Source organism: Rhizobium sp. CCGE 510 (assembly GCF_000292525.1).
In the GTDB taxonomy this organism is placed as follows: domain Bacteria; phylum Pseudomonadota; class Alphaproteobacteria; order Rhizobiales; family Rhizobiaceae; genus Rhizobium.
The window spans coordinates 1-22,471 of record NZ_AEYF01000015.1 but is presented as its reverse complement, the minus strand read 5'-3'; the positions used below and the strand labels follow the sequence as shown (position 1 = coordinate 22,471).

Below are 22,471 nucleotides of genomic sequence, written 5' to 3'. Positions count from 1 at the left end.
GGGCGGGCTCTCGTCCCGCTCACCCTCAGCTTTCTTCGTATTCCCGATCGGCGATCTCGTCGGCCAAAACCACGGCGTGCTCCGACAGGACCTCCGCAACGTTGTCGAGGAGCAGTGCCAGGTCAGGATCGCTGTCGAACAGCTGTTCCTGCTTAGCCTTCAACTTGCCGATATAGAAGTTGTGAAGGTGTAGCGAACCGTTCAGTTGTGCGAGGCTTGGCATGGTGGTTCTCCAAAGGCAACGGGACGATTTGACATCGTAGCGCAAGCCCGCTGCTGATCAGAGGTTCTCAAGTTCTGGGAACGGCGAGTACGAGAGTCGCGCGGTGTTGCAGCCGGGCGCATCCTGTAGGGAGCTGACGACGCTTGCGCCTTGGAAGCGAAGCGACGTCGATGTCATCCCGACATAGCCGCCCATTCGGTTCTTCGCGTTGAAACGAACGCAAATTGACCTGTATCCCGTGTCTAGAAGCGTCAGTGAGTTAGATATGCTCGCATCGCGGATGGAATATGGATCATAGAACGTGGTCTTGATATAAGCTACCGCAGCGGCGCGCTCTGCGGCTGTGGGCGGGGTCTGCGAACCGTATATCTTGTCCAGTTGCTCGGCGCTGACGCAGCCCGAGAGAACCGCAACCCCAACTAATAGACTCGTCCGCTTCATTTACCTCTCTCCGGTTGTGAAGCGATATTGCATGATTCGTTGGAAGGCGACACTGGTCAGGGCCTGCTGATTTCGTCCAGCTTGGCGTCTATGCCATCACTAGAATTTCCAGCTCGACAATTTGTCGCGGCGCTCAATCTCGGCGTTACCCTCCTCGGTTACCCGCCACGTCTTTTGTCCACTGTGATTTTTTCCGCCCGGTCGGATTAGGGCGGCTGCGGCTAAGACATTGATAGTGTGTTCGCCAGCCTGTGGGATGACGTCGACTGTATTGCAGTCCGGATGTTCGATCATAAAACGAAGGGCCAGCACCTCGCGTGGATGGAGGTTATGACGAGGCGCATACTCGTCGCGGTCTTCCCGATCTTGTTTGCGGCGCTCACCCTCCTCCATGCTCTCTTGTTGATCGATTTCGTTCCAAAATTGAGTATCCTCCTGCCAGGCGCTTACAACATTTTCTAAGAGCGATGTCGCATCAACCTTCCGGACAATAATCAACCAGCCGCCAGCACCGTCATGACTATCTACAAATATGCGCCGCTGCACGGCGTAGAACGTGTAATCATCAAGCCCGTGCGTTGAATAGGTGTCGCCGACGTTTGGCACTGTGCCGGCGAAGTAGTCCTCGTCAACAGCGAGTATCGGCTCAAGGCTGCCTTCCTTGTCGATCTCGAACAATCGTACCGAAAAGTTGCGACTTGCCACGCCTAGTCCTGCCGATCCCGCAGGCGAACGCCGGAAGCGATGCCGTCGGAGTGAATGAACATGATGCGGCAGCTTACAGCGGCGTCCCTACTTCCCATTGGGCGGGGTTCAATCATGGCTTCTTCGCTTTCCCGACCGCTACATCCGCGGCATGCTCCGGCGGCGCTTTGACAAACCGGCAGTAGTTCTCATTGATGACATCGAATAGGTCGTCTGCTTCCTGCAGGTCGACAGATTTAACTATGATGAACCACGCAATCCACTCGGAATCTGAAGCTTCGTCGAGGTGCCGCACAAAGTGCCGGCCGATGACGTCCACGGTTGAGATGCCGACATCATGGATGGTGAGGGTGATGCGGTCTCCGATCCCCGGAATAGTGTTGCTGAGATCAGCCAGAAGGTGCTCGCCTTCGATCTGATACTTTCCGTCGTCCTGACGCTCTAAGAAGTACACTAGGTCGTCAATGATTTTCGGCATAAGGCGGCTATTCCTGCCGATTGCGCAGTTTAATTACCCCGTCGCCGCGGTCATCTTCGAAGAACTCGACACCGGCCGACTCGAGCGTGGTCCGAATGGCTGTGAGTGTTCGAGGCAGTATCTCTTCACCTCGCTCTAGACGAGAGATAGTATCAGGGGACACACAAGCTTCTTTGGCAAGGTCACGCACGCCCCAACCGAGCGCGGCTCGCGCCATCTTGCACTGAACTATCTTCATCGTAATAATGTACCGATTTCGTATTGACGCACCGAAAAAGTGCAGCTATCAGTACATTATTACGAAATCAGGTTAGAAGCAACGAGGATCGACCAATGACCACCCACACACCGATTCGACACACCGACAGAAGCCTGCTGCCGCGCTCTTTGCTTGGCAGACGACCTATTCGCGTTTACGCCGCCACCGAGTTCCGGTTCGCTGCGGGCGACAGCGTTGCTTTCGGCGACCACGTCGCCATCGTGATGACGCGCTCTCGGTCAATGATGGGAAGAGAAATCTATTACATCCAACTTATCACCGGTGACATGGCTGGCCGCCCGTTCCGCACGGTCGAAGGACGCCATCTCACCGCCTGTGGGAATCCATATGAAGACCGGGGTGAAACGAGCTCTTGTTCTTGAGCTATTTGATAAGCAGGGGGGACGTTGCTGCTACTGCGACCGCCCCATGGTCATCCTGCCCCGCGGCAGGGATCAGAACCGACCGGACGCTGCCACCCTCGAGCATCTAATTACCGGACGCCGCAAGGGCTGGACGAAGCGACACAACATGGCGGCCGCGTGCCGCGAGTGCAACAATATGCGCGGCTCTGCAATGGACTGGTGCACCTTCAAGACCTACCGCATGGGTGAGTTCTGGGAATTCATCAGCGGATGCAAAGATTTGTAATCGGCCCGCCCTGGCCGATCAGCGGTCAGCCGTTTCGCCGCATGATGCGGCTGGCCGCCTCCAATTACCACGCCACCACAAAGCGCGCCGCCGGCCTCACCAGCCGGGGGCCATTGACCAACATGCCCTGTTTACACCACCCTAAACTTCCGATCGAAAAGGAGGACCGATGCCCGCTGCCGCCAACGACAATAACCCGCTGTACCTTTCGGAAGCGTCGATCGCTCATCGCGTCCTCGGCGCCAAATCAAGGACGGCTTGGGACGCCCTTGCTATCGTCTGGGAGCGCGACGGCTTGCCGCGCATCGATCCAATGACGGGCTGCCGTTACTGGCCCGCCGTTCGCGCGTTCCTCGACCGCCGCCACGGGCTGCACCAGACTGCCCTGCCCTCCACCGTCGACGGCGCCGAGAATTGGTCATGACCGACGCGCCCGGCCTCAAGCGGAAAAAGAACAAGGACGGGACGTTCCGCGAATATTGGGAAGCCCGGGCCGACCTGGCGAAGCGTGGTTATAGGCCGTCGAGCGTGCGACTTCACTATCCGGTGACATCGGAAGGCCGAACGCAACTTGCGGCTCGCTGTCGTATCCTGCAGGCGGAAATGCTGGCATGGGCTGCGAACGGCGAACACGCCGCGCCAGGGTACGATGGCACGATCAGGAGCCTCTCTAGACTTTACCAGACGAACGCCGATTCCCCGTTTCAGTCCATTAAGTGGAACAGCCGGGAAAACATCCTCAAGTCGCTGATCATCATTGAGGCCACGGTTGGCGCCCGCCAAGTCGGCAAGCTGCTGGGTCCGGACTTCAAGCGTTGGCACTCCTCCTGGGGCGAGCCGAAGGCACAAGGCAAGCTCCCTCGCCCGTGGCGCGCCAAACATGCCATGGATGCCGTGCGCCAGCTAATCAGCTACGGCGTCACGCTCGGTTTCGAAGACTGCTTCCGCGCCGACACCATCCTCGGCAAGATCCGGTTCAAAACACCGCCTGCCCGCACGTCTGTCATGACGATCGACCATGTCAACGCAGTGCGGATCGCGGCGCATGCCGAAGCCTTTCCGTCGATCGCGCTAGCCACCGTGCTACAGTTCGAGCTTGCTTTGCGTCAGAAAGACGTGGTGGGCGAATGGGAGCCTGCGGACGACGTCGACCAAGGCGGCATTACCTATAAAAGCACGCGTTGGGTTAACGGCCTCGTCTGGTCGGATATCGACGAAAACATGATACTGCGTAAGAAGCACACGAAGACTGGCTTTGAAGTCGAGCACGATCTCAAGCTGCATCCGGCCGTTCTTGAGGAAATCGAGCGCGTGCCGATGGAAAAACGCGTCGGGCCGATGATTATGTCTGAGGCGACAGGCGTGCCCTATAAGAACCGGAAATTCACGGAGCGGTGGCGGAAGGTCGCAAATAAAGGCGGCATACCCAAGACCGTCTGGAATATGGACGCTCGCGCCGGCGCCATCACCGAGGCCTACAGCGTGGGCGCATCCGAGACCGACGTCATGAAATCGGCGGGACATAAAAACCGCCAGACCAGCGCCCGGTATAACCGCGGCGTCATCGAGCAGACCAATCGCGTTGCTAAGATGCGGTTGGCGAAACGTAGCGAGAACACGGAATAAGGGACGCGCAAGGGACGTTTAGGGGACGTCTCCAGCAATCGATTGAAAAGGTTGCGGATTTTGAAACAGAGAAACACATCCGCATCCTCTTCCTCGACAAGCGCAACGTGCTGATTGCCGATGAGGTCCAGGGCCGCGGCACTGTCGACCACACGCCGGTCTATCCGCGCGAGGTGGTGAAACGCGCGCTCGAGCTGTCGGCAACGGCGATGATCCTCGTCCACAACCACCCCTCCGGCGACCCGACGCCATCGCGCGCCGACATCGACATGACGAAGGTGATCATCGAGGCGGCCAAGGCGCTCGATATCACCGTCCACGACCACATCATCATCGGCAAGGACGGCCATGTCAGCCTGAAGGGGCTGAAGCTGATCTGAAAAGCACAGGGCCGGCTGAATCGGTGGCCGTAAAACAATCTGTAACATTGACCGGCTACCGATAGACGGGCGACATCTTTGTGTCGCAAATGATTCCATTTCCAATCCGGGGCCAGACGATGCTTCAGTACGATCTTGTTGTGGTGGGCAGCGGTCCCGCAGGGCGCCGCGGCGCGATCCAGGCTGCAAAACTCGGCAAGAAAGTGCTTGTCATCGAGCAGGGGAAACGGGTCGGCGGCGTGTCCGTGCATACCGGCACCATCCCCTCCAAAACGCTGCGCGAGACGGCGCTCAACCTTTCCGGCTGGCGCGAACGCGGCTTCTACGGCCGATCTTACCGCGTCAAGGAAGAGATCAGTGCAGATGATCTGCGCCGCCGCCTGCTGATTACGCTCAACCACGAGGTCGAGGTGCTGGAACACCAGTTCGCCCGCAACCGCGTGCAGCATATTCGCGGCAAGGCGAGCTTCATCAATCCGTCGACGCTGCAGGTGATTAAGGATGACGGCGAGATTACCCAGGTCACCGGCGCCAGCGTGCTGCTTGCCGTCGGCACGAAGCCGTTCCGCCCCGATTACATACCCTTCGACGGCAGGACTGTTCTCGACAGCGACGAACTGCTCGATATCCAGGAGCTGCCGCGCTCAATGGTCGTCATCGGTGCCGGCGTCATCGGCATCGAATATGCGACGATCTTCAGCGCGCTCGACACCGCCGTCACCGTGATCGACCCGAAGGCGACGATGCTCGACTTCATCGACAAGGAAATCGTCGAGGATTTCACCTACCAGCTGCGTGACCGCAACATGAAACTGTTGCTCGGCCAGAAGGCCGACAAGGTGGAGAGGCTGGAAGATGGCAAGGTCGAGCTAACGCTCGACAGTGGCCGGCGCCTGACCACCGACATGGTGCTTTTCGCCGCCGGACGCATGGGGGCGACCGACGCGCTGAACCTGCCGGCCATCGGCCTCGAAGCCGACAGCCGCGGCCGTCTCAAGGTCAATCCGGAAACTTTCCAGACATCGGTTGCCAACGTCTATGCCGCCGGCGACGTCGTCGGTTTTCCCAGCCTTGCCTCGACGTCGATGGAACAGGGCCGCATCGCTGCCCGCGTCGCGATCGGCGCGGTCGCCAAGGAACCGCCGAAATATTTCCCCTACGGTATCTATGCCGTGCCGGAAATTTCCACCTGCGGCCTGACCGAAGAAGAGATGAAGGAGCGCGGCATTCCCTATGAATGCGGCATCGCCCGCTTCCGCGAGACCTCGCGCGGCCACATCATGGGCCTCGACACCGGGCTTTTGAAGCTGATCTTCTCCCTGAAGACCCGCCGGCTGCTCGGCGTGCACATCGTCGGCGAAGGCGCCACCGAGCTGGTGCATATCGGCCAGGCGGTGCTCAATCTCAAAGGCACGGTCGAATATTTCGTCGAAAACACCTTCAACTATCCGACCCTTGCCGAAGCCTACAAGATCGCCGGCCTCGACGCCTGGAACCGGATGGGCGACATCAAGTCGGAACTCTGAGGGCGTCTCATAGACGGTGGGCTTTCGTCTAGATCCGGCCGTCAAAACGGAGCCGAACGGCATTGCGCATCATTTCGCTGAACGCATGGGGCGGCAGGCTGCATGAGGCCCTGATCGGCTATGTCAGGCAGGCCGATCCGGATGTCCTCTGCCTGCAGGAAGTGCTGCGGGCGCCAGGTGCGGATGACCGGTGGTCGATCTATCGGGATGCGGGGCTGGAGCTGCCGCAGCGCGCCAATCTATTTGCCGAGATCAGCGCCGCCCTGCCCGGCCATGACGGCTTCTTCTGCCCGACATCGAGAGGTGAACTGTTCGACGGCGACACCGCCATTGCCGCCGGATTCGGGCTGGCGACCTTCGTGCGCAAATCGCATTCGGTCATCGCCCAGGGGCTGGACTTCGTGCATGGCAGTTTTTCCGCCAATGGCTGGGGCGAACATCCGCGGCCACGGAACGCCCATTGCATCCGTCTCTTCAGCCATGAGCACGCCTCTGCCGTGACCATCGCCCACATCCATGGCCTGCGTGATCCCGCCGGCAAGGGCGACACGGCGGCGCGCGAGGAACAGGCCGCAGCGCTAGCCGCGCTCATCGAGCGCATCTGGCCGGGCGACGAAGGGCTGGTCGTCTGCGGCGATTTCAACGTATTACCGGACAGCGCGACCTTTGCCATTCTCGGCAGATTGGGGCTTTCGGATCTCGTCACCGGAAACGGCCTTGCAGATACGCGGACCTCCTACTATCTGAAGCAGGGCCGCTTTGCCGATTACATGCTGGTTACACCGGGGGTTAAGATTGTCAAATTCGAAGTGGTCGAGGCGCCCGAGGTCTCCGACCACCGCGCATTGCTGCTCGATATCGGGTAGTATATTGAAGAGTTCACTGTGCGAGGCATTTTGCGTGCAGCGCGCGTTTTTTACGCCTTAGTTTGACCTCCTGAATCGCGTTGATACGTCATGCCTGATATATGCCTTCAACACTATTTTGCTCCGGCAAAAGCTTCTGAAGAAAGATAGATACTCTTGTCCCATGTCTTGGAAGCTGCACGCCGACGTTTTCAGCTGATCCTGATCAAGCCGTCGCATTATGACGATGACGGTTATGTCATCCGCTGGTGGCGAGCGATGATCCCCTCTAATTCGCTCGCAGCTCTCTACGGCATCGCCGCCGAATGCGCCGAGCGCCAGGTGCTCGGGCCGGATACCGCGATCGACATTACCGTGATCGATGAGACCAATACGCGGATCGATGTCGCCAAGTTGCTCGCCCAGTTCAAGCGTCACGACAATTTCGGCATGATCTCGCTGGTCGGCGTTCAGACCAATCAGTATCCGCGCGCGCTCGATATCGCCCGGCCGTTCCGCGAGGCCGGCCTGCCGGTTTCCATCGGTGGTTTCCATGTTTCCGGCTGCCTGTCGATGCTGGATGGGAAGGCGGTCGGGCTCGACGCCTGCCGTGAAATGGGCATCTCGATGTTTGCCGGCGAGGCCGAAGGTCGGCTGGAGATGGTGCTGCGCGATGCCGCTGACGGCGAGTTGAAGCCGCTCTACAATTTCATGAACGACCTTCCCGGCATCGGTGGCACCCCGGTTCCCTTCCTGCCGAAGGACAATATCCAACGCACGCTCGGGCTGAGCACCAGCTTCGATGCCGGACGCGGTTGTCCCTACCAGTGCTCGTTCTGCACCATCATCAACGTGCAGGGACGCAAGTCGCGTTTCCGCTCTGCCGACGATGTCGAAAAGCTGGTGCGGATGAACTGGGCGCAGGGCATCCACAAATTCTTCATCACCGATGACAATTTCGCCCGCAACAAGGATTGGGAAGCGATCTTTGACCGGTTGATCGAGCTCAAGGAGCGGGACGGCATTCCGCTGGGCCTGATGATCCAGGTCGACACGCTCTGCCACAAGATCCCCAATTTCATCGAAAAATCCCGGCGCGCCGGCGTCACCCGCGTTTTCATCGGCCTCGAAAATGTCAATCCGGACAATCTGACCGCCGCCAAGAAGAACCAGAACAAGATCACCGAATATCGCAAAATGCTGCTCGCCTGGAAGGCGCAGGGCATCATGACGCTGGCCGGTTATATCCTCGGCTTCCCCGCCGACACGCCGGAATCGATCCGCCGCGACATCGCGATCATCCAGGACGAACTGCCGCTCGACGTCATCGAATTCTTCATCCTGACGCCGCTGCCCGGCTCCGAGGACCATCAGGTCCTGTGGAAGAAGGGCATCGAGATGGATGGCGACCTTAACATCTACGATGTCGAGCACGTCTGCACCGCGCATCCGAAGATGAGCAAGCAGGAGTGGGAAGACATCTATCATGAGGCCTGGGCGCTCTATTATTCGCCGAAGCACATGAAGACCCTGCTGCGCCGCGCGGTGGCGACCGGGGTGCCGCTCGCAAGACTCGTCAAGGTTCTCGTCTCCTTCGCAACCACCGTGCCGCTGGAAAATGTGCATCCGTTGCAGAGCGGCCTGCTGCGGCTGAAGACGCCGGCCGAGCGGCGCCCGGAACTGCCACGCGAAAATCCGCTGGTCTTCTGGCCGCGCTTTGCCTGGGAAACCTTCAGAAAACACGCTTCGCTCGCCGGCACGATCATCGGCCTGACGATTTCGGCGTTCCTGATTGCAAGGGATGCCAAGTCCAAGACCTATATGGATCAGGCCCTGACGCCTGTCGCCGACGACGAAGAGGAAACGCTCCACCTCTTCACACAGACCGCCGGCGGCGCTGCAGCCGTCAGCCATGTCAGGAAAGTCGCGCAACTGACGGCGCATTGAACGGCAATTCTTGCAACGGCGGCTGACGGCCGACGCTTGGCGGCTCCGGGCGCGTCTTTTTGGACGCGCCGCGCTTTATAGCGGCTCAGCTTTAACAGAAGCGCCGAACCGCTCTATCCTTTTGTTTTTACGCAATTGCAGACAAAACCGCTCCGCGCTTTGCGTGGGAGTGACTCTATGCGACTTGGATCATCTGGCTTGTCTCAGCAACTTGCAGCGTATCGACGAATTCGACGATCTTGACCGGTTTCCCATCCCTGAAATGGATCTTGTCGACGAATTCCGTATAGAAGCTCACACCCGACGGGATGTGCCTGACCTCACCTTCGCGATGAGCGAAGACCATCTGCTCGTCCTCGTCCACATAGATGCCGGCTGTCTTTACATTGGATAGATCCCACACAGTGATGAGTTGCTCTATCACTTGGCGAAAAGCATGCCCGCCGGATTCAATTGAAAAAGGCGCCAACCGTGTATTGCCGGCCATCCGGAAGGTGCAATCCTCGCCGATCAGCGCCAGCGTGGCCTCGATATCGCCGCGGTCACGCACAGCGTAGATTTCTTCCACGCGTTGCTTCATGTCATGTTTTGCGGTCATTTTCCGGTCCTCCCACCATCAGCGAAATCTGCATCCAATTATACTTCATTGCAACTATTTGTTGTTGCAGTGAATAAAACTCAATAATCGACGAGGCGGTGAACGGCCCGGGATAATAGAAAAAGGCCCCGCACGATGGCGAGGCCTTTCGAACTTCAGAACTGAAAAGCGATTATTCGGCGCTTTCGTCAGCGGCCTTCTTCTTCGGAGCAGCCTTCTTCTTCGGAGCAGCTTCCTCGCCTTCGCCGGCGTCGGCAGCTTCGGTCTTGGCGGCAGCCTTCTTCTTCGGGGCGGCCTTCTTGGTTTCGGCCTTAGCCTCGCCCTCTTCCTCGGCGAGCAGCTCTTCCTTGGTCACCTTCTTGTCGGTGACGTCGATTTCGGTCAGCAGGTGATCGATGACCTTCTCTTCGAAGATCGGCGCGCGGATCGACGCGGCGGCACCCGGCTGGCTGCGGAAGAATTCGAGGATCTGCTTTTCCTGGCCCGGATACTGGCGCAGCTGTTCGTAGATCGCACGCTGCATTTCGTCTTCGCTGACTTCGACGCCGGCCTTTTCGCCGATTTCGGAGAGAACGAGGCCGAGGCGGACACGACGCTCGGCGAGCGTCTTGTATTCCTCACGTGCCTTCTCTTCGGTGGTGTCTTCGTCCTCGAAGGTCTTGCCGGACTGGGCGAGGTCGTTGTTCACCTGGCTCCAGATGCCGTTGTATTCAGCGTCGACGAGCGAGTTCGGGGTCTCGAACTTGTACATCTCGTCGAGCTGATCGAGGATCTGGCGCTTCAGCTTCTGGCGGGTCAGCGAGCCGTACTGCGATTCGATCTGGCCGCGGACGATTTCCTTCAGGCGATCGGCGGATTCGATGCCGAGCTTGGAGGCGAGTTCGTCGTTGATCTCGACAGCGGCAGGTGCTGCGACATCCTTGACCGATACGTCGAAGGTCGCTTCCTTGCCGGCGAGGTTCTTGGCCGGGTAGTCGGCCGGGAAGGTCACGATGATGGTCTTCTCGTCGCCAGCCTTGGTGCCGGCGAGCTGGTCTTCAAAGCCAGGAATGAAGCGGCCGGAGCCGAGCACCAGTTCGGCGCCCTGGTCGGTGCCGCCTTCGAAGGCTTCGCCATCAACCTTGCCGACGTAATCCATGGTGATGCGGTCGCCGTTTGCGGCCTTGCCGGTCTTGGTCTCGTAGGCGCGAGCGCTTTCGGCAACCTTCAGGACCTGCTCGTTGACTTCGTCGTCCGAGATGTCGATGACTTCGCGCGTGACCTTGATGCCCTTGACCGACTTCAGCTCGATCGGCGGCAGCACTTCATAGGAGAGCGTGAATTCGAAATCCTGCTCGGCGGCGAGAATCTTGTCGGCTTCGTCCTTGTCCTCAGTCATGGCGATTTCCGGCTGCGTGGCCGATTTTTCGCCGCGGCTGGACAGGATGGCGGACGGCTGCTCGCGGACGATCTCGTTGACGAGGTCGGCCATGATCGACTTGCCGTAGACCTTCTTCAGGTGAGCAGCGGGTACCTTGCCCGGACGGAAGCCGTTAATGCGAACCTTGTCCTTCACATCGGCAAGACGCTCATTCATCTTGTCTTGCATGTCCTTGGCCGGGATAACGACCTTGATTTCGCGCTTCAGCCCTTCAGCGAGCGTTTCGATAACCTGCATGTCTTCCTACCTTCATTTCGTGGCGGCCGTGCCCAGACGCCGTTCGTTTCAATGAGCACGACGCCGGCAGCGTGCCGCGCGTGACTTTTCCCAATTCCTGTATCATTCCGCCCAAAGGGGAACGGCACTCGCGGGGTATTCGGGACAACTCTCGGCTGCCCTGAGGCAACCGATGTCAGTCTCCCGCCTGCAAACAGCTTGGTGCGGGTAGAGAGACTTGAACTCCCACGCCTTGCGGCACCAGAACCTAAATCTGGCGTGTCTACCAATTTCACCATACCCGCGTTCACAAAACCGCATGCCTATGCCTGCGCATGAGGCCTTCCGGAGCGCGGCGTCTCTATATCACCCGATTTGGTCGAGGCAAAGGAAAAATGAACGGCAAATGACAGGGATTTGCGGCCCGGAAGCCGCCCTCTTCCGAACTGCGCCCGGATCAATAGAGCGGCTCGTCGTAAACCGGCTTGCCGTCAACGCGAAGACTGCGGATTTGTGCATCCCCCGCTGGCGAGACGCGCACCGCGATCGCGACATTGCCGTCGTTGCGAGCCTCCTCGATCGGCTTGCCCTCGCCTTCGGGAACGTAGTAACGCTCGATGCCATATTCGACGCGGATGTTGTCGCCTGCAGCCAGTCCGCCACTGTAGAATGGCTGGCTGCGCAGGATCACCGTCTCCGGTGCCGGTGGCAGTTCGTGAAAGGACGATTCGGTCACCGTCCAGAAACCATCCTCCTGCTTCTTCAACCGGACCCATAAAGTCCGCTCGCCGGGCTCGGCCGGAATACCACCGGAAACCGTCTGCACCGACACCGAGGAAATATCGTAGTTCAAGACGACATAGTCGCCGCGCAGGAAATCGCGCGGATCGACCGGCGCCGTTTTCAGCAGCACCTCGGCGCCATCGGCGAGGATCGACGCCCGGCTCTGGATGATCGTGCCAAGGATAAGGGTCTGCAGGCCGGCGACGATGATCGCCGAAAGCAGATAGCCCTTGCCGGATTGCAGCCTTGCCATGAACGAGCTCATGCGCGCTCCCCCTGTGCATTCGCCGAAAAACGCCGCTCGAGGCGGATGACGATCCAGGCAACCAGCGCGACCACGAGACCGGAGAACAGGAAGAGGCTCGACGTGCCGAGGATCGAGCCGACCGTGACGGAAGCGAGATAAAGCATTTCGGCAGCAAACGTGGAGTAGGCGAGATAACGCACCGCGCCGTTGTCCCTGCCATGCAGGGCAATCGCCAGCACCGAAGCGGCAAGCGTCGCCACGCCGAGCACCACCAGCCGCCAGCCGTCCTCGATTTCGAAGTGCAGCAGCAGCAAGCCGATCACGGCGACAAGGAAGCTGTAGAAGGCCGGGGCCGCACCGGCGCTCCTGACCAGGGAGGTAATCCGCGGGAGCGGCAATGCCGTCAGGACGAACGCCGCCATGCCGCCGATCGCGAAGGCGAGCGCCACGGCGATCTCCTCATAGAGCGTATAGAGCCAGGCGAGCCAACCGATCAAAAGCAGATAGGCGAGATGGCGGGCCCGCTCGGCGCCGGTATACCGCACCAGCCCGATGACGATCACCGCCATGACGGGCGCCATCCAGGGATCGAGCCCTATCCAATGTGTGTCGTGATTCTCGAGATAGACGGCGAAAGACGCCCAGGAAAGGAAGCCGGCGACGACGACCACTGCGCCCGAACGGAACAAGATTGCCGAGATCGTCGCAATCGCGAACCAGATATACATCACCGTCTGCTCGTCGCCGGAGAGATGATACATCTGTCCGACCAGCGAGATGGCGCCGCCGAAACTCATCGCGCCGATGATCAGCAAACCGCTTGCCGCCGCTGTCGCACCGCGGGCAAGCATCCGAGCGGCGGCGATGTGCACCACCCAGATCAGGGCAAGGATGACGCCGACGCGAACGAGGCGCGGAATGGCCTCCCAGTTGGACGCGACCACCAGCAGGATGGCTGATGCAAGCAGCACCGCCGCCAGCGCCATCAGCACCCGCCCGAGGCTGAAGCTTGCCGGGCGGCTGTCATATTCGGCGAGAAGCGCGCCCGCCGTCTCCTGCCCGAGCAGGCCCTTACCTACCCAGAGCGAGAGATCCCGCTCCAATCTGCCGCGATACATGCTCCACCCCTCATTTCCGCAACGCCGGCTACGGCGCTACGGCTCACGCCGTTATAGACGCAGCACGGGTGTTCGCAAACGCTCTTGCGCAAATATACAACTTCCTCACTGGTCTAACTTGTACGGAGCATTAACCGGCCGCTAACCTCAGAAGCGCTAATATAGGTATATGGACGGAGAGGTATGCGATAATCGCACATCACTCATGAGTTTATTGCACTGCAAAATAATCATTAGTCATACTATTTATCGAACCATACAAGTACGGGGATGGCACCCCGGCCCGGTCTTAGCCGGACGCCCGCGGATTGTTTTGTCCGTGACGATATTCGTAGCCGCGCACTCCTCCTCCCAGCGCGCTGCGATAGGCTGGCAACACTCCTCCTCCCAGTTGCCGGTCACCATAACGCGCCCGCCGGATCCTCCCCCGGCGGGCGTTTTTGTTCAGCAAAAACTGGATCAAGGCATTGGCGGTCCGACGATTTCCGTCGTTTAGCACCGTCCTGCCGCACTGTCGTCACACCGAACCGCCAACGCCGCGGACAGATGGGCAGCTTTCGATCCGGAGCGGAACGCCTTTTTGTAGCGGATAAATGGACGGAACCGCCGGAAGCAACAGCGTTTTTGAGCGATAGCACCCGTTCGATCCTCCAAACCGGATCGCTTTCCCGACGGCCATTCTGCCTATTCGTTGACCAAAAAGCGGCAAGCGTGCGTCAAACACCCGGGGAGCATTGCATAGATCGCATAGGTGATCTGAAAACTTGGCTGTTTAAGTCTTTCGCGCCGCAACATATATTCCGGTCATCAAATAGAGGTCAGCGCCGATCGGTGGCTGCTGGCAGATGAAACCCTCAGAAAGGGGCTTAACATGAACTTCTCTCGCTCTTTCAATAACTGGCGCAAGTATCGTCAGACGATCACGGAACTTGGCCGCATGACCAACCGCGAATTGCATGATCTCGGCATCGACCGTTCAGACATCAATCGCGTTGCCCGTGAGGCTTCTTCCCGCTAATCCAGGCGATCCGCTGCTCCTCCCAAGCAGGATCGTCCCGATTGAAACGCCCGCTGTACCCACAGCGGGCGTTTTCGTTTGTCTGCATGCGGCTGCCCCCCGGTTGCATGTTTCACCGCTGTCGTAAGCCCGCTCAAAAAATATTCACCGCCTAATTGACGAGCATTACATTGCACAATTGCATGGCAGACGCCTTTTATTTGCACTGCACAATAGGACGGTTCTCGCCTATATAAATATCAACCGCAGAGAGACAGGCGATCCCGCCGTCCAGCGGACATATGTTTGAGGATAAAGACAATGAACCCGATCCGCATTGCAAGAAGCTGGCTCAGCTATCGTCGTACGCTCAACGAACTCGGCGGCCTTTCGAACCAGACCCTGTCCGACATCGGCGTCAGCCGCTACGACATCCGCAATATCGCGTCCCGCTCGTTCCGCTAATAGCCGGCCGTTTATAACGGCGGCTCATAGCGAGCGTGATGCTCCCAAGACGGCGCCGCAGGGCGCCGTTTTTGATTCCGGGGTGTTGGATCGCACCTGCCGACATGATATCAGCCCGGAATGAACACGATCTCCTCCTATTCCCCCATCCACGTCGTCGGCGGCGGGCTTGCCGGTTCGGAAGCCGCCTGGCAGATCGCCAGCTCCGGCGTTCCCGTCATCCTGCATGAAATGCGCGGCGTGCGCGGCACCGATGCTCATAAAACCGACGGCCTTGCCGAACTCGTCTGCTCCAATTCCTTCCGCTCCGACGATGCGACCAGCAATGCCGTCGGCGTCATCCATGCGGAGATGCGCATGGCGGGCTCACTGATCATGGCCACTGCCGATCGGCACCAGGTTCCGGCCGGTGGCGCGCTCGCCGTCGATCGCGATGGCTTCTCCGAGGCGGTGACCAGGGCGATCCATGACCACCCGCTCATCACGGTCGTGCGGGAAGAGGTCACCGGCCTGCCGCCACGAGATTGGGATCTTGCCATCGTCGCCACCGGACCGCTGACGGCACCGTCGCTCGGAAGCGCCATCCAGGCGGAAACCGGTAAGGATTCGCTCGCCTTCTTCGACGCCATCGCGCCGATCATGTACCGCGAGAGCATCGACATGGATATCTGCTGGTATCAGTCGCGCTACGATAAGGTCGGCCCCGGCGGCACCGGCAAGGATTACATCAACTGCCCGATGGACGAGGCGCAGTACCATGCCTTCGTCGACGCGCTGATATCAGGCGACACGGTCGGTTTCAAAGAATGGGAAGGCACGCCTTATTTCGACGGCTGCCTGCCGATCGAAGTGATGGCCGAACGCGGCCGCGAGACGCTGCGCCACGGGCCGATGAAGCCGATGGGGCTGACGAACGCGCATAACCCGACGGTCAAGGCCTATGCCGTCGTTCAGCTACGGCAAGACAATGCGCTCGGCACGCTTTACAACATGGTCGGCTTCCAGACGAAGCTGAAATATGGCGCGCAGGCGGAAATTTTCCGAATGATTCCCGGCCTGGAAAATGCGGAATTTGCCCGTCTCGGCGGTCTTCACCGGAATACCTATATCAATTCCCCCACCCTGCTCGACCCGTCACTGACGCTGAAATCACGGCCCGGCCTGCGTTTCGCCGGCCAGATCACCGGCTGCGAAGGTTATGTGGAAAGCGCCAGCGTCGGGCTGATGGCCGGCCGTTTCGCCGCCGCCGAACGCAAGGGTGAGGCGATCTCACTGCCGCCGGCAACGACGGCGCTCGGCTCGCTGCTCGGTCATATCACCGGTGGGCATATCGTCACCGACGAGGAACCGGGCAAACGCTCGTTCCAGCCGATGAACATCAATTTCGGGCTGTTTCCGGAACTCCAGCCGGGTTCGATCGTCAAACCCGAGGGCGTCAAGCGTTTCCGCGGCAAGGACAAGACGATCATGAAACGGCAGCTGATCGCACGGCGCGCCCTTGCAGACTGCGCCGACTGGCTCGGCCAGACTTCGCCATTTGCCGAAAGCGCCCCTGCATAATCCCTTAAATCGGATTCGATTGACGGGCAAAGTTATGCAGCAGAGTGTTACAGCGTCCTTTGCGCGTCTTTTCAGACGCGCGGCGCTGTAGCAGCAGTTCTATTGCTTGTTCGCCACCGAAATAACGCCTGACGGCAGGCCCTTATCCGGCTCGGCGATATAATTGCCGAGCAGCCAGAGCGCCACCTCCGCGGACTCCTTAGCGGACGCGAATTCGAAGTCGCCGTTGTGATGGGGTGCATCGAGGAAATCGATCACCAGGCCCCTGCCCGTTTGTGAGCTGATGACGCGCACGCGGCCGGGCTGGATCAGGTGGCAGGCGAAGTGGCGTGACATGTTGCGCATGAAGCCCGCTTTGTTGTCGTGCAGGCGCACGAAGATGGCCTGGCCGTTTTCCGTTGCCTGCAACTGGCGGATCGCCTCGGTCGGAAAAGCGCGGCCGAATTCGATAATGGCAAGGCCTGTATCGTGCAGGCCATCTTCCTTGTTCTGCGCAGCCATCCGCGTTGCGACAAAAGCAAAGAAGATGACGATGGCGAAAAGAACGCACCAGACGATAATGCCCACGCCGAGTCTCCGTTCAATGGGTAGCGGTTCAGGCCTTATAACGTGCGAGACTTGCGCGAATTTGACCGATGTCAGATTTTGCGCCGCACCGCGGCCAGCCCCATCCGCAACTGACGTCGCCATTGCGGCGACTGCAGCGGCCGGTCAAATATCAAAGCGCCGCGTTTCTGCACATTGACGAGGACCGGTTCGGCAAGCGTCGCCGGCAGAAAGGCCGGAAAAACCGCCGGCGCAATCGGCCCTGCGGCCCTCGCCTTCTCCAGATGTTCGCGGCCGAGGCCGGCAAAGGCCTCGATGGCGGCCGAAATGCGCGGCTTGTCTTCGCCGGCAAGGAAAGCATCGCGGTCGAGCCCGGTGGCCGATAGGATCTGCAGCGGAATATAGACCTGGCCACGGCGGCGATGCAGCGGCATCAGCAGCAACAGGCCAGCGACGGCCTGGGCGACGCCGGCGTGGCCGGCGGCATTCGCCGATGGTGCGGCCTCCTCAGGCGAAAGCACCAGGCTCGCAAGCTGAATTAGCGCTGATGCCGTCTCGCCGGCATAACCTTCGAGCGAGAGACGCGTTTCCATCGGATCGTCATAGAGATCGAAGGTGCGGGCCTCGATCATGTCGATCAGCGTCTTGCGCGGCAGACGATGGGTTTCGATCGTCGTCATTAGTGCTGAAGCGACGGGATTGGCTGCGGTCGACCCGTGTGCGCTGCCTTCCAGCAGATCCCGCCAATATTGCAGCCGCACCTCGCCGGGCAAAGGCTCGTGCACGAGATCACGGATGCGGGCAAGCTCGGCATTGAAGGCATAAAGCGCTGCAAGCGCGCCGCGTTTTTCCTCCGGCGACAGCAGACAGGCAAGATAACGGTCGCGGTCGCTGTCACGCAACATCGCCAGGCAGATCTCCTGGTTCGTCGCATTGTTGGCTTCAGCCATCGTCAGACCGCGATCAATGCCGCAGCGACGGCGCGCTGCTCGGCGAGCATGATATTGAAGGTGCGTACCGCTGCACCCGTGCTCATCGGATCGGAGGAGATGCCACGCGCTTTCAGCGCCAGTTTTAATTCCTCGGGCAGACGGCGAAGCTCGGTTCCGGTGCCAACAAGCAGAACCTCGATATCATCCGCCTCATCAAGCACACGCCGGAAATTTTCAGGTGACAGCGATTTCGACATGTCCATGTCCCAGCCGTGAATGCCGGAGGGAAGGCAAAGGATCGAGCCGCGATGCGACATATCGGCAAAGCGGAAGCCGCCATTGCCGTATGCATCGATCGCCGCGCGTCCAGGGAAATGCGCGGCGCGGATTTCTATGCCTTTTGCCATGTTTTCAAACCACCGTGCCGGATTTTACACCAACATCCGTCTTGTTGCTCTCTTCCCCGTCAGGAGCCTCCGGCCGGAGCCGAAAGACGATCAACACGGGAGCCGCGATATAGATCGAAGAGAAGGTGCCGAGAGCGACCCCGAAGAGCATCATAAAGGTGAAGGAGCGGATGACATCGCCCCCGAAAAGATAGAGCGCGAGCAAGGCGAGCAGCGTCGTCGCGGCGGTCAGAATGGTGCGCGACAGCGTTTGATTGATCGAGGCATCGATCAGGATCGGCAGCGGCATCTTCCTGTACCGCTTCAGATTCTCGCGCATTCGGTCATAGACCACGACCGTGTCGTTCAGGGAGTAACCGACGATGGTCAGCACCGCTGCGATACTGGTCAGGTTGAATTCTATGCCGGTAAGGACGAAGAGCCCGAGCATGATGATGACGTCGTGCAGCGTTGCGACGATGGCGCCGACCGCGAACTGCCATTCGAAGCGGATCCAGATATAGATGAGGATCGCCGCAAGCGCTGCCAGCACGCCGAGCGTCGCCATCATCGTCAATTCGCCGGAAATGGCGGGGCCGACAACCTCGACGCGGCGAAAGTCATAATCTTCCTGGAGCTCGCCGCGCACCAGCGTCGCTGCAGATTGTTCGGCATTTTCGCCGCCGCCTTGGGATGCGATGCTGATCCGCGCATTCGACGGCCCGCCGGTACGCTCCACACGCACCTCGCCTAGATTGAGATCGTTGAGGCGTGATTGAAGATCGGCGAGGTCGGCATTGCCCTGCTTCGCCGTCACTTCGATGAGCGAGCCACCGCTAAAATCGATGCCGAGACGCAGGCCGGCGGTGGCAAAGGCGGCCATGGCAATCAGCGAGATGACCGCTGACGCCGTAAAGACATAGCGGCGGATGCCCATGAAACGGATATTGGCGTGTTCGAAAAGATCGGTCAGAACGCTCTTCGGCAGATGCCGGAGATGGCGGCCTTTCAGCCAGCCGGCGACGATCGAGCGCGTCAGCGTGAAGGCTGTGAAGACGGTCGTCAGGATGCCGACCGCCAGCGTCACCGCGAAACCGCGAATGGATTCGCTGCCGAGGAAAAAGAGGATGATGGCGGCGATGAAGATCGTGACATTTGCGTCGACGATCGTTGCGAATGCGCGGGCGAAACCGCGACCCACTGCCTCTGCAAACGAATGGGTGGTTTTCTCCTCTTCGCGGATGCGCTCGTAGATCAGAACGTTCGAGTCGACCGCCATGCCGACGATGAGCACGATGCCGGCAATCCCGGGCAAGGTGAGCGTCGCGCCGGCAAGGCTGAGCACCGCGACGATAAGAATCAGGTTGAAAAAGAGCGAGACAACGGCGATGACCCCGAGAATGCGGTAAAGCGCGATCATCAGTGCTGCGACCAGCACGACGGCGACGAGGCCGGCAACAAGGCCGCTGAAGATCGAATCAGCGCCGAATCTCGGGCTGACGCTGCGTTCCTCGACGCTCGTCAGCGTCGCCGGCAGGGCGCCGGCGCGCAGCATGATCGCAAGGTCGCGGACGCCATCCTCGGAGAAGTTCGCCGAAATCGCGCCTTCACCGCCGGTGATCGCCGCATCGATGACCGGTGACGACATCACCTGGTCGTCGAAAACGATGGCAAGGTGTTTGCCGATATTCTGCCCCGTTACCTCAGCCAGCCGCTGCGTGCCTTCTGCATCGAGGCGGTAGGTAATCGAGGTATCCTGCGTCTGCGGATCGACGACCGGCTCAATATCGACCATATCGCTGCCGGAGACGAAAGCCGTGCGGTCGACGAGATATGGGATCGGCGGGTCATCAAGCGAATAGAGCACTTGCGATGTCGCCGGCCAACGGCCGTTCAGCGCCTCCTGCCCCGACATGCTTGCATCGATCAGATGAAAGGAAAGCTTGGCCGGCTGGTTAAGCAGGTTTTTCAGCCGTTCCGCATCGACGGATCCCAGCACCTGCACGACGATCCGGTCCGCGCCATCGGGGTGAACGAGGAAATTTGCATGGCCGAATCCCGCGATACGACGGGCTACGATATCGAGCGACCGAGTCCGGGCGGAGGCGACGTCAGCGGTGATGCCGGCGTCGGGAATCTGCAGCGAGAGCTGCCCCTCCTCGCCCTGCTGCAGCGCGACTTCAGGTCCTAAACGGCCGGCGGCGGCCGTCAAAGGCTTCAGGAGATCAACCGCCTTCTGCGCCTCAGCCGGATCGGTGATGCGGACAGTGACGGTCTGGTCATTGCCGGTCAGCCCGGTATAGCGGATGCCGGCGCCACGCAGCGCATTGCGCACATTGGCCACCACCTCTTCCAGGCGGTCCTTGACGACATCCGAACGCTCGACCTTCAGAACGATATGCGAGCCGCCCTGCAGATCGAGACCGAGCGTCACGCGGTCATGCCGCAACCAGCCCGGCAGAGAGGAACGCTGCGCCTCGCTCAGCAAATTGGGCGCAGCGATGACGATGGCCGCGAACGCGGCCAGCCAAATCAGAAGTGTTTTCCAGCGGGAAAAATGCAACATTCTCTCGACGATCTTCCGATCCGGCGGCTGAGTTATCGCTCGTTACGCTGCGTCGGCCTTGACGGGTTCACCCTTGACCCGCACTTCGGAGATGCCGCTGCGGACGATGCGTACGCGAACACCGTCGGCAATCTCGACTTCGACTTCCTTGTCGTCGACGACTTTGGTGACCTTGCCGACGAGACCGCCACCGGTGACGACCTGGTCGCCGCGACGGATCGCCTTCAGGGTTTCGTCACGCTTTTTTGCCTGCGCGCGCTGCGGCCGGATCAGCAGGAAGTACCAGACCACCATCAGCGGCACGAACAGGATGATCATTTCGAAACCGGAGCCACCGAAACCGGTTGCGGTATCGGTCGCACTCTGGGCGAATGCCGGGGTGATGAACATGCTAAACTCCTCAGGCTTCACGGCGGAACACCGCCTCTTTTTTCAGGTTGCCGGACTATAGTTACGGCTTCGGTGAATGCAACAGAAACAGCCGGAAACAGTACCGATTCCGCTGCCTCATAACCTTTCCGGCGTCAAAACGCCATGCTACCCCGCAGCGAAAGATCAAAGCGGATTGCCGCAGCGAAAAACAGGAGGCCTGCGATGACCGAGGAAATCAACAATGCCCTGCTTGCCGAAGTGAAACGGCTCGCCGATGCCCTCCAGCGTCTTGCCGGGCCGCCACCTGCCGTCAATGACTGGGATGCTGCCGACTGTTTCGTCTGGGCGCCTTCGCGCCAGCATCTGCAGCCTGTAAAGAGGCCGAACCGGGTGGCGTTGAAGCTGATCCGTGGCGTCGATCACGTGCGCGACATTCTGCATGAGAATACGGTGCGTTTCGCCGAAGGTTATGCCGCCAACAATGTGCTGCTATGGGGCGCACGCGGCATGGGAAAATCCTCGCTGGTCAAAGCCGTGCACGAGGATGTCAGCCGCGAAAGCGGTGTTTCGCTGAAACTGGTCGAAGTCCATCGCGAGGATATCGCAAGCCTTCCCAATCTGCTCGACCTGTTGAAGGACACGCCGTACCGCGTGATCGTCTTCTGCGACGATCTGTCCTTCGATCATGACGACACCGCCTACAAATCGCTGAAGGCAGCACTCGACGGCGGCGTCGAAGGACGGCCGGACAATGTGCTCTTCTATGCCACATCGAACCGGCGCCATCTGCTGCCGCGCCACATGATGGAAAACGAGCAGTCGACGGCGATCAATCCGTCGGAGGCGGTCGAGGAAAAGGTTTCGCTGTCCGACCGCTTCGGCCTGTGGCTCGGCTTCCACAAATGCAGCCAGGAAGACTATCTCGGCATGATCGACGGCTATGCCGATCACTTCAAGCTCCGGCTCGAACGCGACAAGATGCATGCCGAAGCGCTGGAATGGGCTACGACGCGGGGCGCCCGCTCCGGCCGTGTCGCCTGGCAGTATATCCAGGATCTGGCCGGACGCATGCGGGTCCATATCGACCGGGGCTAGAGTCTGTCAGCGCTAATCGGAATCGTGCGGAGATTCCCTTGCCTTTGATTTTGTGATTCAAGGTCATTGCTGGTGTGGAGGCCGGCAAT

25 protein-coding genes, 1 tRNA gene and 1 pseudogene are annotated in these 22,471 nt (G+C 59.8%); 12 read left to right on the top strand and 15 right to left on the bottom strand.

Annotated elements, in window-relative coordinates; all coding sequences use genetic code 11:
• Positions 1 to 25: 25 nt before the first annotated feature.
• The 5 genes from RCCGE510_RS07085 to RCCGE510_RS07065 form a co-directional block, all read right to left on the bottom strand.
• Positions 26 to 223 carry a hypothetical protein gene (locus RCCGE510_RS07085; protein WP_007628536.1) on the bottom strand — a complete coding sequence of 66 codons (198 nt, stop codon included), beginning with the start codon at positions 221 to 223 and terminating at the stop codon, positions 26 to 28.
• Positions 224 to 280: 57 nt separating this feature from the next.
• Positions 281 to 664, bottom strand: a complete 384-nt coding sequence (locus tag RCCGE510_RS07080) for a hypothetical protein (protein ID WP_007628534.1) — start codon at positions 662 to 664, stop codon at positions 281 to 283.
• A gap of 99 nt (positions 665 to 763) precedes the next feature.
• Positions 764 to 1,369 carry a hypothetical protein gene (locus tag RCCGE510_RS07075; RefSeq protein WP_007628533.1) on the bottom strand — a complete coding sequence of 202 codons (606 nt, stop codon included), beginning with the start codon at positions 1,367 to 1,369 and terminating at the stop codon, positions 764 to 766.
• A gap of 112 nt (positions 1,370 to 1,481) precedes the next feature.
• Positions 1,482 to 1,847, bottom strand: a complete 366-nt coding sequence (locus RCCGE510_RS07070) for a hypothetical protein (RefSeq protein WP_007628532.1) — start codon at positions 1,845 to 1,847, stop codon at positions 1,482 to 1,484.
• Between the two features lie 7 nt (positions 1,848 to 1,854).
• On the bottom strand, positions 1,855 to 2,064 hold the full coding sequence (locus RCCGE510_RS07065) for a helix-turn-helix transcriptional regulator (protein ID WP_007628531.1): 210 nt from the start codon (positions 2,062 to 2,064) through the stop codon (positions 1,855 to 1,857).
• 116 nt (positions 2,065 to 2,180) lie between these two features.
• Between RCCGE510_RS07065 and RCCGE510_RS33205 the strand changes: the two genes are divergently transcribed.
• The 8 genes and pseudogenes from RCCGE510_RS33205 (at position 2,181) to RCCGE510_RS07030 (ending at position 9,081) form a co-directional block, all read left to right on the top strand.
• Positions 2,181 to 2,489, top strand: coding sequence for a hypothetical protein (locus tag RCCGE510_RS33205; protein ID WP_081525681.1), 309 nt, complete (start codon positions 2,181 to 2,183; stop codon positions 2,487 to 2,489).
• Positions 2,455 to 2,757 (top strand): HNH endonuclease, encoded by a 303-nt coding sequence (locus tag RCCGE510_RS07060; RefSeq protein ID WP_007628530.1) that lies wholly within the window; start codon positions 2,455 to 2,457, stop codon positions 2,755 to 2,757. Before RCCGE510_RS33205 ends, RCCGE510_RS07060 begins: the two co-directional genes overlap by 35 nt.
• Positions 2,758 to 2,926: 169 nt before the next feature.
• Positions 2,927 to 3,181, top strand: a complete 255-nt coding sequence (locus RCCGE510_RS07055) for a hypothetical protein (RefSeq protein WP_007628529.1) — start codon at positions 2,927 to 2,929, stop codon at positions 3,179 to 3,181.
• Entirely contained in the window at positions 3,178 to 4,383 is a 1,206-nt protein-coding gene (locus tag RCCGE510_RS07050; RefSeq protein ID WP_007628528.1) for a hypothetical protein, read from the top strand. Before RCCGE510_RS07055 ends, RCCGE510_RS07050 begins: the two co-directional genes overlap by 4 nt.
• Positions 4,383 to 4,763 (top strand): annotated as a pseudogene (gene radC / locus RCCGE510_RS07045) (DNA repair protein RadC); the annotation flags it as partial. The gene RCCGE510_RS07050 and the pseudogene radC, both read left to right, overlap by 1 nt.
• A 119-nt stretch (positions 4,764 to 4,882) precedes the next feature.
• Positions 4,883 to 6,289, top strand: a complete 1,407-nt coding sequence (gene sthA, locus RCCGE510_RS07040; RefSeq protein ID WP_007628524.1) for a Si-specific NAD(P)(+) transhydrogenase — start codon at positions 4,883 to 4,885, stop codon at positions 6,287 to 6,289.
• Between the two features lie 62 nt (positions 6,290 to 6,351).
• The gene (locus RCCGE510_RS07035) at positions 6,352 to 7,155 is read left to right on the top strand and encodes an endonuclease/exonuclease/phosphatase family protein (protein ID WP_007628522.1); all 804 of its coding nucleotides are present in this window, start codon (positions 6,352 to 6,354) and stop codon (positions 7,153 to 7,155) included.
• Positions 7,156 to 7,311: 156 nt separating this feature from the next.
• Positions 7,312 to 9,081: a radical SAM protein gene (locus tag RCCGE510_RS07030; protein WP_007628521.1), complete on the top strand. Its 1,770-nt coding sequence runs from the start codon at positions 7,312 to 7,314 to the stop codon at positions 9,079 to 9,081.
• Positions 9,082 to 9,256: 175 nt separating this feature from the next.
• Here RCCGE510_RS07030 and RCCGE510_RS07025 read toward each other — a convergent pair whose 3' ends face one another.
• The 5 genes from RCCGE510_RS07025 to RCCGE510_RS07005 all read right to left on the bottom strand — a co-directional run bounded on the left by RCCGE510_RS07025 (position 9,257) and on the right by RCCGE510_RS07005 (position 13,463).
• Complete coding sequence (locus RCCGE510_RS07025; RefSeq protein WP_007628520.1) at positions 9,257 to 9,679, bottom strand: nuclear transport factor 2 family protein; 423 nt, start codon at positions 9,677 to 9,679, stop codon at positions 9,257 to 9,259.
• 172 nt (positions 9,680 to 9,851) lie between these two features.
• Entirely contained in the window at positions 9,852 to 11,336 is a 1,485-nt protein-coding gene (tig, locus tag RCCGE510_RS07020) for a trigger factor (RefSeq protein ID WP_007628519.1), read from the bottom strand.
• 199 nt (positions 11,337 to 11,535) lie between these two features.
• A tRNA-Leu gene (locus tag RCCGE510_RS07015) sits at positions 11,536 to 11,620 on the bottom strand.
• Positions 11,621 to 11,772: 152 nt separating this feature from the next.
• Positions 11,773 to 12,363 carry a GDYXXLXY domain-containing protein gene (locus RCCGE510_RS07010; RefSeq protein ID WP_007628518.1) on the bottom strand — a complete coding sequence of 197 codons (591 nt, stop codon included), beginning with the start codon at positions 12,361 to 12,363 and terminating at the stop codon, positions 11,773 to 11,775.
• On the bottom strand, positions 12,360 to 13,463 hold the full coding sequence (locus tag RCCGE510_RS07005; RefSeq protein ID WP_007628517.1) for a DUF2157 domain-containing protein: 1,104 nt from the start codon (positions 13,461 to 13,463) through the stop codon (positions 12,360 to 12,362). The genes RCCGE510_RS07010 and RCCGE510_RS07005 overlap by 4 nt, the downstream gene beginning before the upstream one ends.
• 871 nt (positions 13,464 to 14,334) lie before the next feature.
• Between RCCGE510_RS07005 and RCCGE510_RS33200 the strand changes: the two genes are divergently transcribed.
• The 3 genes from RCCGE510_RS33200 to trmFO all read left to right on the top strand — a co-directional run bounded on the left by RCCGE510_RS33200 (position 14,335) and on the right by trmFO (position 16,485).
• Entirely contained in the window at positions 14,335 to 14,481 is a 147-nt protein-coding gene (locus RCCGE510_RS33200) for a DUF1127 domain-containing protein (RefSeq protein ID WP_007628510.1), read from the top strand.
• A gap of 281 nt (positions 14,482 to 14,762) precedes the next feature.
• A complete protein-coding gene (locus RCCGE510_RS33195) occupies positions 14,763 to 14,942 on the top strand; it encodes a hypothetical protein (protein WP_240539634.1) in 180 nt (59 codons plus the stop codon).
• A gap of 103 nt (positions 14,943 to 15,045) precedes the next feature.
• Positions 15,046 to 16,485: a methylenetetrahydrofolate--tRNA-(uracil(54)-C(5))-methyltransferase (FADH(2)-oxidizing) TrmFO gene (trmFO, locus tag RCCGE510_RS07000; RefSeq protein ID WP_007628502.1), complete on the top strand. Its 1,440-nt coding sequence runs from the start codon at positions 15,046 to 15,048 to the stop codon at positions 16,483 to 16,485.
• A 99-nt stretch (positions 16,486 to 16,584) separates the two neighbouring features.
• Here the strand turns inward: trmFO and RCCGE510_RS06995 are convergent, their stop codons facing one another.
• The 5 genes from RCCGE510_RS06995 to yajC all read right to left on the bottom strand — a co-directional run bounded on the left by RCCGE510_RS06995 (position 16,585) and on the right by yajC (position 21,305).
• Entirely contained in the window at positions 16,585 to 17,052 is a 468-nt protein-coding gene (locus tag RCCGE510_RS06995; protein ID WP_007628501.1) for a hypothetical protein, read from the bottom strand.
• A 71-nt stretch (positions 17,053 to 17,123) separates the two neighbouring features.
• On the bottom strand, positions 17,124 to 17,981 hold the full coding sequence (locus RCCGE510_RS06990) for a phytoene/squalene synthase family protein (RefSeq protein ID WP_007628498.1): 858 nt from the start codon (positions 17,979 to 17,981) through the stop codon (positions 17,124 to 17,126).
• Between the two features lie 2 nt (positions 17,982 to 17,983).
• Positions 17,984 to 18,370 carry an Mth938-like domain-containing protein gene (locus RCCGE510_RS06985; protein ID WP_007628497.1) on the bottom strand — a complete coding sequence of 129 codons (387 nt, stop codon included), beginning with the start codon at positions 18,368 to 18,370 and terminating at the stop codon, positions 17,984 to 17,986.
• A gap of 4 nt (positions 18,371 to 18,374) precedes the next feature.
• Positions 18,375 to 20,915: a protein translocase subunit SecDF gene (gene secDF, locus RCCGE510_RS06980; RefSeq protein WP_007628495.1), complete on the bottom strand. Its 2,541-nt coding sequence runs from the start codon at positions 20,913 to 20,915 to the stop codon at positions 18,375 to 18,377.
• Between the two features lie 42 nt (positions 20,916 to 20,957).
• Positions 20,958 to 21,305: a preprotein translocase subunit YajC gene (gene yajC, locus RCCGE510_RS06975; protein ID WP_007628493.1), complete on the bottom strand. Its 348-nt coding sequence runs from the start codon at positions 21,303 to 21,305 to the stop codon at positions 20,958 to 20,960.
• A gap of 204 nt (positions 21,306 to 21,509) precedes the next feature.
• On the opposite strand from yajC, the gene RCCGE510_RS06970 reads away from it, so the two are divergent.
• Positions 21,510 to 22,382 carry an ATP-binding protein gene (locus RCCGE510_RS06970; RefSeq protein ID WP_007628490.1) on the top strand — a complete coding sequence of 291 codons (873 nt, stop codon included), beginning with the start codon at positions 21,510 to 21,512 and terminating at the stop codon, positions 22,380 to 22,382.
• Positions 22,383 to 22,471: the final 89 nt, after the last annotated feature.

What these genes read in the sequence shown, in the direction of transcription:
- RCCGE510_RS07085 (WP_007628536.1), bottom strand. Translation starts at nt 223, where the DNA reads ATGCCAAGCCTCGCACAACTGAACGGTTCGCTACACCTTCACAACTTC.
- RCCGE510_RS07080 (WP_007628534.1), bottom strand. Translation starts at nt 664, where the DNA reads ATGAAGCGGACGAGTCTATTAGTTGGGGTTGCGGTTCTCTCGGGCTGC.
- RCCGE510_RS07070 (WP_007628532.1), bottom strand. Translation starts at nt 1,847, where the DNA reads ATGCCGAAAATCATTGACGACCTAGTGTACTTCTTAGAGCGTCAGGAC.
- RCCGE510_RS07065 (WP_007628531.1), bottom strand. Translation starts at nt 2,064, where the DNA reads ATGGCGCGAGCCGCGCTCGGTTGGGGCGTGCGTGACCTTGCCAAAGAA.
- RCCGE510_RS33205 (WP_081525681.1), top strand. Translation starts at nt 2,181, where the DNA reads ATGACCACCCACACACCGATTCGACACACCGACAGAAGCCTGCTGCCG.
- RCCGE510_RS07060 (WP_007628530.1), top strand. Translation starts at nt 2,455, where the DNA reads ATGAAGACCGGGGTGAAACGAGCTCTTGTTCTTGAGCTATTTGATAAG.
- RCCGE510_RS07055 (WP_007628529.1), top strand. Translation starts at nt 2,927, where the DNA reads ATGCCCGCTGCCGCCAACGACAATAACCCGCTGTACCTTTCGGAAGCG.
- RCCGE510_RS07050 (WP_007628528.1), top strand. Translation starts at nt 3,178, where the DNA reads ATGACCGACGCGCCCGGCCTCAAGCGGAAAAAGAACAAGGACGGGACG.
- sthA (WP_007628524.1), top strand. Translation starts at nt 4,883, where the DNA reads ATGCTTCAGTACGATCTTGTTGTGGTGGGCAGCGGTCCCGCAGGGCGC.
- RCCGE510_RS07025 (WP_007628520.1), bottom strand. Translation starts at nt 9,679, where the DNA reads ATGACCGCAAAACATGACATGAAGCAACGCGTGGAAGAAATCTACGCT.
- tig (WP_007628519.1), bottom strand. Translation starts at nt 11,336, where the DNA reads ATGCAGGTTATCGAAACGCTCGCTGAAGGGCTGAAGCGCGAAATCAAG.
- RCCGE510_RS07010 (WP_007628518.1), bottom strand. Translation starts at nt 12,363, where the DNA reads ATGAGCTCGTTCATGGCAAGGCTGCAATCCGGCAAGGGCTATCTGCTT.
- RCCGE510_RS07005 (WP_007628517.1), bottom strand. Translation starts at nt 13,463, where the DNA reads ATGTATCGCGGCAGATTGGAGCGGGATCTCTCGCTCTGGGTAGGTAAG.
- RCCGE510_RS33200 (WP_007628510.1), top strand. Translation starts at nt 14,335, where the DNA reads ATGAACTTCTCTCGCTCTTTCAATAACTGGCGCAAGTATCGTCAGACG.
- RCCGE510_RS33195 (WP_240539634.1), top strand. Translation starts at nt 14,763, where the DNA reads ATGTTTGAGGATAAAGACAATGAACCCGATCCGCATTGCAAGAAGCTG.
- trmFO (WP_007628502.1), top strand. Translation starts at nt 15,046, where the DNA reads ATGAACACGATCTCCTCCTATTCCCCCATCCACGTCGTCGGCGGCGGG.
- RCCGE510_RS06990 (WP_007628498.1), bottom strand. Translation starts at nt 17,981, where the DNA reads ATGGCTGAAGCCAACAATGCGACGAACCAGGAGATCTGCCTGGCGATG.
- RCCGE510_RS06985 (WP_007628497.1), bottom strand. Translation starts at nt 18,370, where the DNA reads ATGGCAAAAGGCATAGAAATCCGCGCCGCGCATTTCCCTGGACGCGCG.
- secDF (WP_007628495.1), bottom strand. Translation starts at nt 20,915, where the DNA reads ATGTTGCATTTTTCCCGCTGGAAAACACTTCTGATTTGGCTGGCCGCG.
- yajC (WP_007628493.1), bottom strand. Translation starts at nt 21,305, where the DNA reads ATGTTCATCACCCCGGCATTCGCCCAGAGTGCGACCGATACCGCAACC.
- RCCGE510_RS06970 (WP_007628490.1), top strand. Translation starts at nt 21,510, where the DNA reads ATGACCGAGGAAATCAACAATGCCCTGCTTGCCGAAGTGAAACGGCTC.